Origin of the sequence: Roseobacter sp. TSBP12, assembly GCF_009129705.1 — a bacterium.
In the GTDB taxonomy this organism is placed as follows: domain Bacteria; phylum Pseudomonadota; class Alphaproteobacteria; order Rhodobacterales; family Rhodobacteraceae; genus Celeribacter; species Celeribacter baekdonensis_A.
Genome location: NZ_PYIB01000041.1, coordinates 157,469 through 170,976 on the forward strand (window position 1 = coordinate 157,469; position 13,508 = coordinate 170,976).

Sequence of the window (13,508 nt, forward strand, 5' to 3'; positions counted from 1 at the left end):
CTAGTGGCGCGGTATCAAGGCCCGTGCCACCGCATCCGCGATCACCTGTTCTTCGTCTGTTGGAATGACCATCACAGGCGTCGGGCCTTTGCCGATGTCTCGGGCATTGCAGTCGTTGGCGTCCCCATCCAGCTCAATGCCAAGATACCCAAGTCGATCAATGATTTGGGCTCGAATCCTGGCTGAATTCTCCCCGATCCCGCCGCAAAAGATTAGCGCGTCGATGCCAGATAGCGTTGCTGCCATCGCCCCTATTTCACGCCGCACACGATAGACGAAATACTCTATTGCATCCTTGGCTTCGGGGGCATCGGAAGCCTCCAAAACTTGCATATCCGCACTGAGTCCTGACAGGCCCAACAGCCCGGATTCGTGGTAGAGCATATGTGTCAGCTCTTTCGCGCTCATGCCTTCGGTTTCCATCAAGTACAGCAGGATGCCGGGATCAAGCTGGCCGGAACGTGTCGACATCGGGAGGCCATCGAGCGGCGAAAACCCCATGGTGGATGAGATCGAGTGCCCGTTGTTTACCGCGCAAATGGAGGCGCCACTGCCCAAATGGGCGATGATCAAGCGCTTGTTGCGCAACTCCGGGCGTTCTCGGACAATCTGATGAGAGACGTAATCATAGCTCAGGCCGTGAAAGCCATAGCGTTTGATCCCCTGTTTGTAGAACCGCCTCGGGATCGCATAAATATCGTTTTCCCAAGGGTGGTTGCGGTGAAACGCCGTGTCGAAACAGCCGATTTGCAATGCATAGGGAAAGGCGCGTTTGGCCGCCTCGACCGCAGACAGATTGTGCGGTTGGTGCAGCGGGGCAAGCGGATTGAAGGTCGCAAGATCGGCCATCACATCGTCGGTGAGTTCGGTCGGCGTGGCGCGCAAAGGGCCGCCGTGAACAATACGGTGCCCAACGCCTGCGACCTCCTGACCCTCCAAAAGCGGCGTGATCCTCTCAAGGATCACCATGAGGGCATCGGTTTGATTGGATGCTTTGACGGAGTGGGTGCTGTCCGGCCCACCGTGTTTGAACTTGAAACTTGAATTTGATCCGATGCCCTGTACGAGACCGCGCGCAATCATTCTGGGGTCTTCACCAGATTTATAAAGGGCAAATTTGACCGAAGACGATCCGGCATTCACCGTCAGAATGCGTTGTCCCATTACTGAACGCCTTGCATCCGATGGGCGTGTAGCGCGGCGACTGCGCAAGAGGCGAGGCGGGATTTGTCGCTGTCTGAACGCGAATTTAAAATGATCGGGCAGCTTGCCCCCATGACGACGCCCGCTGCTTCTGCATGGGCGATGAAAGACAGCTCCTTGGCCAACATGTTTCCGCTTTCCAAATTCGGTGCAACAAGGATTTCGGCACATCCGGCAACCAGGCTCTTTAGCCCTTTTGACCGAGCCGCCGCCAAGCTTACCGCATTGTCCATGGCCAGAGGACCGTCCACGATTCCGCCGGTGATTTGACCACGCTCCGCCATTTTTGATAGGGCGGCAGCATCAAGCGTTGACGGGATTTTTGGGTTTACTGTCTCAACAGCGGACAAGATCCCGACTTTTGGGAGTTCGATCCCAAGGCTTTGCGCAAGGTCGATGGCGTTCTGGACGATGTCCACTTTCGTGGGGAGGTCAGGCGCAATATTGATGGCCGCATCGGTGACCATCAACACATGCGGAAGGCCGGGAACATCCATGACAAAAATGTGGCTGATGCGGCGTCCCGTTTTCAATCCGCCGTTTGATCGCAAAATCGGTCGCAAAAGATCGTCTGTGTGAAGGTGTCCCTTCATAATTGCGGCCGCACGTTTTTCATGAATCATGTCGACTGCAATTTGAGACGCCTCAATGTGATTTGTACAGTGTATGATGTCGATGCCATCGAGGGACAGGCCGTTCTCTTGTGCCGTACGGGCGATTTTATCCTGATCACCGATCAAGATCGGGATGATAATTGTGTGCTCTGCTGCCAGCAACGCTCCACGCAATGAATTGACATCCTCGGGCGCGACGATGGCAGTTCTTATTGCTGGCAGTGGCTCGGCCATTTCTAGCAGCTTATCAAAATGACGATGGCTTTCGACAGTGAGGCCCGGTACGTCATGCGCGTCAAAGCTGTCTTTTTTATCCGGCGCGATAACTTCGGCTTCACCGTCTACCAACAAGGTTCCATCTGCGAGGGACACTGTTGTATGAAAAATCGCGCAACGGTCATTTCCTTTACGGATCAGCTTGACGCGGGCAACCAACTCGTCCCCGGCATGGGCTCGGTCGAGAAACCGAAGGCTCTGAGATTTATAGAGTGTCCCCGGACCCGGAAGACGATTTCCAAGGACCGATGAAATGAGAGAACCAACCCAAAATGAGGGCGCAACGGCTTCAGGCTTCCCGTCTTTGTCGCCATCCTCATGCGGGAGATGCATTGGATTTAAATTGCCTGAAGCATGGGCAAAAACATATAGATCATCGGCGACGCATAAACGCCGGGTCTCTGCTTCCATGCCGATCTCAAGCTGATCGAATGGAACATTTTGGAATACAGTCACGTGCAACCCTTGCTGCGCTGGAATTTCAGTTGTCCTACACTTGTGACATAAAGTGGTGCGACTCTATGAGCCATATCAATGCAAACCTGTGGTTTTATGAAACTTGAACATTTTTATCATGTTGATGATCGTTGTGCACCACTTCCGGCTACCAAATTGCTCGCGAGAACAGTCTGAGCTGTCTCAATGAGCCGGAGCCGGGGTAAGGCGTCAAATGGGTGTGTGGCCATTTGAGCGCCCTGCGCGGTTTAGGACGCAATGCTGAAGTCAACTTTATTGCTTGAGGCGGGGGTTGGTTTGGTGGAGGGCACAGAAGTGTCTTCTTTCAAAACAAACTGTGAAACAATCTCGCTGAGCGTCGCAGCCTCGTTGGCCAGTGAAAAGCTTGCGGCTGTTGTCTCTTCAAACATAGCCGCGTTTTGTTGGGTGGTTTGATCAAGGTTGGCGACCGCCGTGTTGATCTCGGAAATCCCAGCGGATTGTTCCTCGGCAGAGGTCGCGATCTCTGACATATGGGTGGCAATCTCGGAGACATCATGCACGATCGAGCGGAGGGCTTCGCCCGTTTGGTCGACAAGGGAAACACCACGCCCCACCTCTTGCCCGGATTCCGAAATCAAGTTGTTGATTTCACGAGCGGCCTCTGAGGATCTTTGCGCCAGAGCGCGAACTTCGGATGCAACAACTGCAAAGCCACGGCCTGCCTCGCCCGCACGGGCGGCTTCGACGCCTGCGTTGAGTGCAAGGAGATTGGTTTGAAAGGCGATATCGTCGATCACACTGATGATTTTGGAAATTTTTTCCGAGGATTCAGAGATTGCATCCATAGCAGAAATCGCCTCTTTCACCACCGTGCTTGCAGATTGAGCATTCATCTTTGCTCCACCAACGGTTTTGTTTGCGAGGGCTGCTCCGTCAGCGGCGGATTTGACGGCCGCGGTCAGTTGCGTCAACGCTGATGCGGTTTCTCCGAGTGTCGATGCAGCACGCTCTGTACGGCGAGACAAATCATCAGCGGCGTTTGAAATCTCACCTGAGTTCGAGTGTATTGTTTGAGCTGTTTCGGAGAGGCGTTCGACCACCGAGCGCAAAGAACTGACTGCCGCGTTATAATCCATGCGCAGTTGTTCGTAGCTCGCTGGAAATTGTTGATCAATCGTTTGGCGAACGTCACCTTGGGACAGGCGGCGGAGCCCCTCTGCAAGGGCTTCGACAACAGCACTTTGTTCGGCGTGGCGGGCTTTGCGCTCGGACTCTGCGGCATCTTCAAGTGCGCGGCGCTCCTGTTCGGCGGCAAGTTCACGTTCCCTGTCTTGGGCGGCTTGTTGTTTTTGCCGCTCAAGTTCTGCTGCTTCGCGTTCCGTTTTTTCACGGGCGGCTTCTTTTTGCATTTGGGTTGCACGCCGTGCATTTTCGGCGGCTTCGCCTTCCATACGGTCTTTTTCGACCAGATTGTTACGGAACACTGTGAGGGCGGAGAACAGTCGTGCGATTTCTCCGTATCGGCCCCCAACGCGTTTGATTTCTGACATGTCCCCGATGGCAAGGCGTTCGGTGCTTGCAGTCACGGCGGACAGGGGGCGCATAATCAGGAGAAAAGTCAAAACCGGTGCCCCAAGAACAATTGCCGCAGCAATCAAGGCGATTCCGTTCATTGTTACAGACGCTTGTTTGGCGGTGCCCATCAACGTTTGGCTCGCGTCTGCGATGCCGACGATGGAGTCTTTTGAAATGCTCATGACAATATCGCTGATCCGCAAAAGACCCGATGAGACAGAGTCGGTTGCGATTTGACCCAGACCACGTGCTTCCAGAGCTTCGATCCGGGTGGCTAAGAGACCGGTCTCGGCATTGGTGGCCTCAAGAAGCAAAGCCACTTTTTCTGCGAGGTCTGGCGGGAGATTTTGTAACGTTTCCCGGATGCGTGGGGTTTCGCCATCAATTTCAAACTGCAAGGCATGGATATACCCCGCGTTGATGGAGGCCGCACCTTGCAGAGCTTTGATCAAGATGGATTTAAGTGAGGTATCGAGGCGTGCGAGATCGGCGATGTTCTTGACGTCAGTGTCGAGAAGGTCTTTGACGACTTTGGCGTTTTGCGCGAGCGTATTTGTGCTCTCGGTATCCAGACCCGCAAGAACACGTTCCACAGCCTGCGACGTCACTTCGTTCAGGGTCTCTTGGGACGTGCGCAAAAGACGGGCGCGGACCTTCATATCGGAAGGTGACAAAGTAATAAACTCGGCCTGAAAAGCGGCGGCTTCGCGAATGGAAGGCACGAACTCAGCAGAAGACGTGTTGTGTTCCATTTCCACGAGCAGCGCATCAATCCGTGCCTGGGCCTCGCCGGCCATCGCCTGAAGGTCTGAGCGGGTTCCGAAATCGTTGGTTTCAAGAAGCGCCTGGGTTGCCCCGACCGTGAGATTCAATTCTGCCTTGAGTAGCAATGCGAGTTTCAGAGCGTCAACTTCGCGTTTAAGGAGGTGTTTGAGGCTTTGGTTGGATTTCGAACTGGCATTGTTCCCTGCCAACAACAGCGCAAAGGAGGCGCGGTCAATCCGGTTCTGTAGGGCTTCGCTCAATTCACGCGATTGCTGGTTGAGTGTTGAGAGCGCTTTCATGTTGCGGCTTTGGGCCATCAATTCGGCGTTACGGGCGGCCATCAATGTATCAATGTCGGAGGTGAGAGCACTCATTTCAGTCTCGACATTCGCGTATTTGTCGAGATCCAGATCCTGGATCTGAGTCAGAAGACGGGACCGCGTTTCGCGCACGGTGTCGGAATTGGATTCGATGGCGAGATGCGAGTTTGTGGTCAGCAGCGTGTTGATTGCATCTTTGAGGCTGGACACGGAATTGGCGATACCAGAGGCCGTTTCAAGCGGTGGAATAGAATCTGCCACCAGTGTTTCAACCTCATCATTGATCGTTGAGATCAGTGAACCAGACACGAGGATCGCAGCGGCGGTGGTTCCAGCCAGCGCCAGCATAATCACCAAAATTTTGGCCGCGACCGATCCAAGGAGGGTCCTGATTTTCGTCTTCATACTGCGCTCCGTTCCGTCATTTTCCGAACCCGAACTGTGAAAGGGTCCTGTGTCACTCGACGGGTAAGGTTGCAGTAAGGTGCTAATATTCGGTTGATCGGGGCGGAATCACTCAAGTTATATATATTTTGAGTGCGGGATGCGGCGGAATCACTTGGCCTCAGACAGTGTTTGCGTGGAGCAAAGCAAACGCCATACCTTTATCTTTCGCGCATCAATATGACAATTCTTTAAACATATGCCTAAAAAATAATCAAATTTAATGGATTTGATCCGCGGACATTTGTGCATTTGTATACAGGCTTGTGTGCGCGTTTTCTGAGAACACAGACTGGTCCTGCGCGCCATTGTCGTGGGACATCCCGACATCTGAGGTGCGAAAGAGGACATGCGGTGGCGACGAACTTGCCGGTAGCCACCACCGCATTCACAGCAACTGAATTACGCTGCAAAGGGGAATGTAGGCGTTTTGTCCAAAAATTCAATCAATTGAATGGGCGCCTTTTAAAGGCAGACGCTGCAATCCTGCGGCTTCCAACAAGGGAACATGGAAGTGAAAACCAAACTCAAAGCCACTCTGGCGACTGCTCTTTTCGCAAGCACCGCGATGGCCTCTGCGGCCTTCGCCGAGTGCCCGGTCAAAGTTGGTGTGTTGCACTCGCTCTCGGGGACGATGGCGATTTCCGAGACCACGCTCAAAGACACAATGCTGATGCTCATCGATGAACAAAACGCCAAAGGTGGCGTTCTGGGGTGCCAAATCGAAGCTGTGGTTGTGGACCCTGCGTCCGACTGGCCGCTGTTCGCTGAAAAAGCCCGCGAACTTTTGACCGTTCATAATGTGGACGTGATGTTCGGCAACTGGACCTCTGTGTCGCGCAAATCTGTGCTGCCGGTGATCGAAGAGCTCAACGGACTTCTGTTCTACCCGGTGCAATATGAGGGCGAGGAATCCTCCAAAAACGTGTTCTACACGGGTGCAGCGCCGAACCAACAGGCGATCCCGGCGACGGATTATTTCCTCGATGAGCTGGGGGTCGAGAAATTTGCGCTCTTGGGCACCGATTATGTCTACCCGCGCACCACGAACAACATCCTTGAGTCCTACCTCAAATCCAAAGGCATCGCGGCCGAAGACATCTTTGTGAACTACACGCCGTTTGGTCACTCGGATTGGTCCAAAATTGTCTCTGACGTTGTGGCGTTGGGCGCAGACGGCAAAAAAGTCGGCGTGATTTCGACCATCAACGGGGACGCCAACATCGGCTTCTACAAAGAACTCGCAGCGGCTGGCATTTCCGCCGATGACATCCCGGTTGTGGCCTTCTCGGTCGGTGAAGAAGAACTCTCCGGTCTCGACACGTCCAACCTTGTGGGGCACTTGGCCGCCTGGAACTATTTCCAATCCGCGGAATCCGACCTTAACGCTGAGTTCATTGCCGCATGGAAAGCCAAAATGGGCGAAGAGCGCGTGACCAACGACCCGATGGAAGCTCATTACATTGGCTTCAACATGTGGGTGAATGCCGTTGAAGCGGCTGGCAGCACCGACGTGGATGCCGTGCGCACGGCAATGTACGGCCAAGAGTTCCCGAACCTAACAGGCGGCACCGCCGTGATGAACGTCAACCATCACCTGTCGAAGCCGGTTCTGATCGGTGAAATTCAGGCCGATGGTCAGTTTGACATCATCTCCCAAACCGCTGAGGTGCCGGGTGACGCATGGACCGATTTCTTGCCGGAATCCGCAGTGTTGATGTCGGATTGGAAAGATCTCGGGTGTGGCATGTACAACACCGAAACCAAGACCTGCGTTCAGATCAAATCCAACTACTAAAACGTTTCGGGTTTAAGTTGAGAGATGACGTAAACCCGAAACATGTGAAATCTGACTTAGGCCGTGGGCGTTTCGGGACATCTCGATGACCTATTTGATCCCGAAACGCTTTAAGCTGCCATTTAACGCATGAAGGGCGGCGCTCCTGTTGCCCTTCTTTTCCAGCCAAAAGAGATTGCTCATGATCCGACGAATTCTCGCGGCTTGTCTGGTGTTTCTGACCCTTGCGCTCACCGCTCAGGCTCAGGACCGGACGATCCAAGATGTGCTGCAAGAGCATGCCGAGGCCATCGTAAAATCCTCGCGTACAACCATCGGTCCGGCGATTGAGGCCGTGGCCAATTCCGGCCAGCCTTCGGCACAAACCGTTTTGCAAAAATGGCAGAACAAGGACATGTGGCAGTGGTCGGAGAACGGGTTTTTCTACGCCGCAACCGTCGCGGGCTCTGACGTCACTTTGACGGATTTCGACACCGGTGAGACCGTTGCAATCGTGTCAAAAGGCGATGTGACCCAGCTCAAACCGAACTCCGGTATCCGGGCGATGATCGGCGCGGCTTTGGTGCAATTCCAACTCAACGATCCCGATCCGAACCGCCGCCGCGAGGCGCTTTTGGCGATCCAGCGCGATGGCGAAGCGTCGCATCTTGCCCCTCTGCGCGCCTCAATTGAAAACGAGGACAACCCAGAGATCAAAGCCCTCAAAGAGGTCACAGAGCGGCTTTTGACCATTTCTTTCGACAAGGATGACGCAAGGCGGATTGCTGCGATCGAAGGCTTTGCCTCCTCCCTGTCGCTGGATGCCCGTGCCGCGCTCAACCCGGTTTTGAGTGCCAAGCTGGTCTATGCCGAAGACCTGCCAGAGACGGCAAACATCAAACGTGAGATCAAACCAGGGTCAGAGGTGCTGTCGGTGCGGGATGCCTTCGCTCTCATGGTCTCCGCCGGTGCCGCAACCGCGCAACCCACGATCTCTGAACGCAAATCTGCTCTCTCAGAGCACATCGTTGACGGCAAGGTCGGTGGTATCCCGGTGACCGAGTTGATCAGTCAAGAGGCCCGCGATCACGCTTACCAAGCCCTTGCGTCCGAGGGGTTTGTGGCTGCTTTTGATCCCGCCTTCTCCATGGAGGCCGCCGTCAAAGGCGTACGCTTTGCCGAGGTCTATGACGAACCTTCCGCTGCGGTCACCGACGCCGCACAAGAGACGCTTCACAGCATCAACCGTGCCGTGGGGTTCAACCAATTCCTCGATCTGTCGCTTGACGGTTTGTCATTGGCTTCGATCTATTTCCTCGCGGCCATCGGTCTTGCCATCACTTTTGGTGTGATGGGGGTGATCAACATGGCGCATGGCGAATTTATCATGATGGGTGCTTACACCGGCTATGTGGTGCAACAGATCATCCCGGATTACACCGTCTCAATCCTCGTCGCGATCCCGATGGCCTTTGCTCTCACTTTCGCCGCTGGCGTGGCGATGGAACGGCTGATCATCCGATGGCTGTATAACCGCCCTCTGGAAACATTGCTCGCGACCTTCGGCGTCTCGATTGCGCTGCAACAAATCGCCAAAAATATCTTCGGCACCCAAGCCCGCCCGCTCACCTCTCCCGGTTGGCTTGATGGCGCTTTGGTCTTCAACGATGTGCTGGCGATTTCTTACATTCGCATCGCGATTTTCGTCCTCGCACTGGTTTTCCTGGGCATTTTCCTCTTTATCATGAAGAAAACCCGCCTTGGTCTTGAGACCCGCGCGGTCACTCAAAACCCGCGCATGGCGGCCTCGATGGGGATCAACCCGGACCGTGTGAACATGCTCACCTTTGGCCTTGGCTCCGGCATCGCCGGTGTCGCGGGCGTGGCCATCGGGCTTTATGCCAAGGTCACCTCGGAAATGGGTACAGATTATATCGTGCAGAGCTTCATGACCGTGGTCGTCGGTGGTGTCGGCAATATCTGGGGCACGCTTTTGGGCGCTTTGGGCATCGGGTTCCTGCAAAAAGGCATCGAATGGTTCAACCCGTCCAACACCTTGGCGGCGCAGACCTACATGATCATCTTCATCATCATTTTCATTCAGTTCCGTCCCAAGGGCATCATCGCCCTCAAGGGCCGCGCGGCGGGGGATTAATCCATGGATTTCTTGAAAAAATACCCTTCGCTTCCGGCCTTTATCGCCACGTTGCTGATCTTTACCCTCGCGGTCACGTTCCTGTCGGAGGCCTATGGAACAGGTGCGATTTCGACTTCTTTCGTCAAAACACTGGGCAAGACACTGTGTCTCGCCTTGGTGGCGATCTCGATGGATTTGGTTTGGGGCTATACGGGCATTCTGTCGCTCGGCCATTTCGCCTTTTTCGGCCTTGGTGGCTATATGATCGGCATGTGGCTGATGTTCGCACGCACCAAACTCATCGTGGTCGAAAGCATGGCCGCCGCTGACATTCCCGCCACGGCGCTGGAGATCAAAGACGCCGTTGGCACGCAAATCTTTGGCGTTGTCGGCTCGTCCGATTTCCCTCTGGTCTGGATGTTCGCCCATAGTTTCTGGGCCCAGATCGCTTTGGTCGTTTTGGTTCCGGGCCTCCTCGCGTTGGTCTTTGGGTGGCTCGCCTTCCGCTCGCGTGTCACCGGCGTTTACCTGTCGATCCTCACCCAAGCGATGACCCTCGCCCTTTCGCTCTACCTGTTCCAAAACGACAGTGGTTTGCGCGGCAACAACGGCCTTTCGGGCCTGCAAAACCTACCCGGACTGGATGCGGTCTCCCAGGATGCGGTGTCGATCTGGTTCTTCTGGGCGTCGGCTTTTGCTTTGCTTGTCACGTATCTCATCGCCAATTTCGTCGTCTCCGGCAAATTCGGCTCGGTCATTCGCGGCATCCGCGATGACGAGGCGCGGGTGCGGTTTTTGGGCTATTCGGTCGAGGGGTTCAAACTCTTCGTCTTTGTCCTCACCGCGATCATCGCGGGCATCGGCGGCGCGCTCTATTATCCGCAAGCAGGGATCATCAACCCGGCTGAAATCGCGCCCATTGCCTCGATCTACCTCGCGGTGTGGGTCGCCATCGGCGGCAGGGGCCGCATCTATGGTGCGGTGATCGGCGCGGGTGTGGTCTCGCTTGTCTCGACCTATTTCACCGGCGGTCAAGCCCCCAATATCAACCTCGGATTCTACACGATCAAATGGGTCGATTGGTGGCAGGTGCTTTTGGGCCTCTCCTTTGTCCTCGTCACATTGTTCGCGCCCAAAGGCATCGGCGGGTTGTTTGATCTGATCTCCGGGCGCTTGTCCCCCGACCGCAAAGGTGCGCCGCTTGGCCCCGACCAAGGCAGTTTGCGCGAAGAGGAGGCGGAGCAATGAGCCAGCTTTTAGAAGTCTCAGGCGTTTCCGTGTCTTTCGACGGATTCAAAGCGATCAACAACCTTTCCTTTTCCATCGGTCCCGCGGAAATGCGCGCCATCATTGGGCCGAACGGCGCGGGTAAAACCACATTTATGGACATCGTGACGGGCAAAACCAAACCCGACGAAGGCTCTGTGCTTTGGGGCGATATGTCGAAAAATCTCATTGGCATGAACGAAGCCAAAATCGCCCGCATCGGCATTGGGCGTAAATTTCAACGTCCCACTGTGTTTGAGGATCAAAGCGTGTTTGAAAACCTCCTCATGGCGGTCAAAAATGACCGCTCGCCGTGGTCGGTGCTGTTCTTCAAACCCAAATTCAAGGACCTCGCCAAGGTCGAAGCGCTTGCCTCCGAAATCGGTCTCTCCGATCAGCTGGAGCGCAAATCCGGCGAGCTGTCTCACGGTCAAAAACAATGGTTGGAGATTGGTATGCTCTTGGCCCAGGATCCGCAGCTTTTGCTGGTCGATGAACCGGCCGCTGGGATGACCTTGGGTGAGCGTGAACACACCACAGACATCCTCAAAGAGGCCGCCAAAACCCGTGCCGTTGTGGTGGTTGAACATGACATGGATTTCGTGCGCCGCCTTGAATGCAAGGTCACGGTTTTGCACGAAGGATCGGTTTTGGCCGAAGGGTCTCTTGATCACGTGACGCAAAATAAAGACGTGATTGACGTTTATCTTGGCCGCTAAAGGAGAGAATACCATGCTCGATGTGAAAGATCTCTCACTGCATTATGGGGGCTCTCAGATCCTCTACGATGTCGATCTTTCCGCTCGCGCGGGCGAGGTCACCTGTGTCATGGGCACCAATGGCGTTGGCAAAACCTCGCTGTTGAAAGGTATTTGTGGCACCCATCCGCGCTCCGGTGGCACCATGATGCTTGATGGCGAAGACGTGGGGCGGGCCCCGGCGCATGAACTGGCCAAAAAGGGCCTTGCGGTGGTGCCACAAGGCCGGATGATTTTTCCGCTTTTGACAGTGAAGGAAAACTTGGAATCTGGTTTCACCTGCCTGCCAAAATCCGAACATTTTATTCCTGATGAGGTGTTCGAACTGTTCCCCATTCTCAAGGAGTTTATGCACCGTCGCGGCGGTGATCTTTCGGGGGGGCAGCAACAACAATTGGCCATTGCTCGTGCCCTGATCATCAAGCCGAAACTGTTGCTTTTGGATGAGCCGACCGAGGGCATTCAGCCCAACATCATTCAACAAATTGGCCGCGTCATTGCACTTTTGCGCGACCGGGGCGACATGGCGATTGTCTTGGTCGAACAGTATTTTGAATTTGCCTATGACCTCGCGGATCAGCTTGTGTTCATGGAACGCGGTCGGGTGACCTCTCGCCATTCAAAATCCGAGATTTCGAAAGAAGAGGCGGCCAAAACCTTCCGCATCGCCTGAGATTTTCATCGCCAATCAAAGACTTCTGACTCTGCGGCGCAGCATACATGCCGCGCCGCAAAATCAGACTGTTTGATAAAAAGCCGTTGCCGAAACCGGTTTCGGAGGCCCAGTGTGGGGCCGAGGAGGCGAATCAGGTGTGGTCAGACGTCAAATTAGATCGACGCTCCCGCGACAATGGGCGGGTGACGATCAGCGATCTTTCGCAGGCACTGAGTCTGACGAAAGGCACCGTGTCCCGTGCCCTCAACGGGTATCCTGACATTGCTGAAACCACGCGTGTGCGCGTTATTCGCGCCGCAAATGCGATGGGATATCGCCCGCTGAGCCACGCCCAAGCGATCAAAACCGGGCGTAGTTGCTCTTTGGGACTTGTCATCCAATTGTCCGAACATGATGCGCACCGCCCCTTTTTGGCCGAGTTTTTGGCCGGATTGACCCAAGCCGCCTCGAAAGAGGGCTGGACCCTGACCGTTGCGACGGCGGAAAATGACGCCGACACGCTGCGCATCATGCGCGATCTGGTTGTGCATCAAAAAGCCGATGGGTTTATCTTGCCGCGTGTGCTTTGGGACGATCCGCGGATCGCAAGCCTTTCAGGTGAGGACACCCCGTTTATTTGTTATGGGCGGCCAAGAAATTCAAAAGACATGTCCTATTTTGATGTCGAAGGCGAAGCTGCCATGGCCGAAGCAGTCAGCTATCTTGCCGATCTCGGGCATCGGCGCATCGCTTATATCGGCAGTGCCGAATACTATGCTTTTTCGCACATGCGCCGTGACGGATACAAAGCTGGCATCGACGCGATGGGGTTGGGGTTTGATCCCGATCTGATGCAAGAGGGCGCACTGTCCCCGGAGCAGGCAAGTGCTGCCACCCGCCGCCTTTTGGCGCTCGGCACCCCGCCCACCGCCATCATTTGTGCCACGGATAGTTTGGCGCGTGGGGTCTATGATGTTGCCAATGAACTGGGCTTGGCCATTGGCGCGGATCTGTCGGTCGTCGGTTACGACGGCTCGCCCGAAGCCTCCGCCATGTGGCCCAGATTGGCCAGTTTCGCCGTTGATACCCGCAAAGCTGGGGCGACTTTGGGCGAAATGTTCATCGCGCGTATCCGCGATCCCAATGCGCCTGTTGCCCAACACTTGATCCGGGCCGAATTTCGCCCCGGCGGCTCCACAGGACATCCAAAACTGACGCCAGAGCAACTGGTGCACGCATTGGCCCAACGACGGGCCACACAAAACATCTGACGCAACTCA

At 55.1% G+C, this 13,508-nt stretch carries 9 protein-coding genes; 6 read left to right on the plus strand and 3 right to left on the minus strand.

Annotated features, from left to right (window positions below; all coding sequences use genetic code 11):
* From C8029_RS12440 to C8029_RS22415, 3 genes are all read right to left on the minus strand, one after another.
* Entirely contained in the window at window positions 1-1,164 is a 1,164-nt protein-coding gene (locus tag C8029_RS12440; protein WP_009572460.1) for an acetate/propionate family kinase, read from the minus strand.
* The gene (locus C8029_RS12445) at window positions 1,164-2,549 is read right to left on the minus strand and encodes a bifunctional enoyl-CoA hydratase/phosphate acetyltransferase (protein WP_353617600.1); all 1,386 of its coding nucleotides are present in this window, start codon (window positions 2,547-2,549) and stop codon (window positions 1,164-1,166) included. Before C8029_RS12445 ends, C8029_RS12440 begins: the two co-directional genes overlap by 1 nt.
* Before the next feature lie 248 nt (window positions 2,550-2,797).
* Entirely contained in the window at window positions 2,798-5,596 is a 2,799-nt protein-coding gene (locus C8029_RS22415; RefSeq protein WP_226946318.1) for a methyl-accepting chemotaxis protein, read from the minus strand.
* Window positions 5,597-6,143: 547 nt separating this feature from the next.
* Between C8029_RS22415 and urtA the strand changes: the two genes are divergently transcribed.
* The 6 genes from urtA to C8029_RS12480 all read left to right on the plus strand — a co-directional run bounded on the left by urtA (window position 6,144) and on the right by C8029_RS12480 (window position 13,499).
* Window positions 6,144-7,433, plus strand: coding sequence for an urea ABC transporter substrate-binding protein (gene urtA, locus C8029_RS12455; protein ID WP_009572463.1), 1,290 nt, complete (start codon window positions 6,144-6,146; stop codon window positions 7,431-7,433).
* 181 nt (window positions 7,434-7,614) lie between these two features.
* Window positions 7,615-9,567, plus strand: coding sequence for an urea ABC transporter permease subunit UrtB (gene urtB / locus C8029_RS12460; protein WP_152002993.1), 1,953 nt, complete (start codon window positions 7,615-7,617; stop codon window positions 9,565-9,567).
* Window positions 9,568-9,570: 3 nt separating this feature from the next.
* Window positions 9,571-10,797 carry an urea ABC transporter permease subunit UrtC gene (gene urtC, locus C8029_RS12465; RefSeq protein ID WP_009572465.1) on the plus strand — a complete coding sequence of 409 codons (1,227 nt, stop codon included), beginning with the start codon at window positions 9,571-9,573 and terminating at the stop codon, window positions 10,795-10,797.
* Complete coding sequence (urtD, locus tag C8029_RS12470; protein WP_009572466.1) at window positions 10,794-11,534, plus strand: urea ABC transporter ATP-binding protein UrtD; 741 nt, start codon at window positions 10,794-10,796, stop codon at window positions 11,532-11,534. Before urtC ends, urtD begins: the two co-directional genes overlap by 4 nt.
* A 13-nt stretch (window positions 11,535-11,547) precedes the next feature.
* Window positions 11,548-12,246 (plus strand): urea ABC transporter ATP-binding subunit UrtE, encoded by a 699-nt coding sequence (gene urtE, locus C8029_RS12475; RefSeq protein ID WP_009572467.1) that lies wholly within the window; start codon window positions 11,548-11,550, stop codon window positions 12,244-12,246.
* A gap of 137 nt (window positions 12,247-12,383) precedes the next feature.
* A complete protein-coding gene (locus C8029_RS12480; RefSeq protein ID WP_226946319.1) occupies window positions 12,384-13,499 on the plus strand; it encodes a LacI family DNA-binding transcriptional regulator in 1,116 nt (371 codons plus the stop codon).
* Window positions 13,500-13,508: the final 9 nt, after the last annotated feature.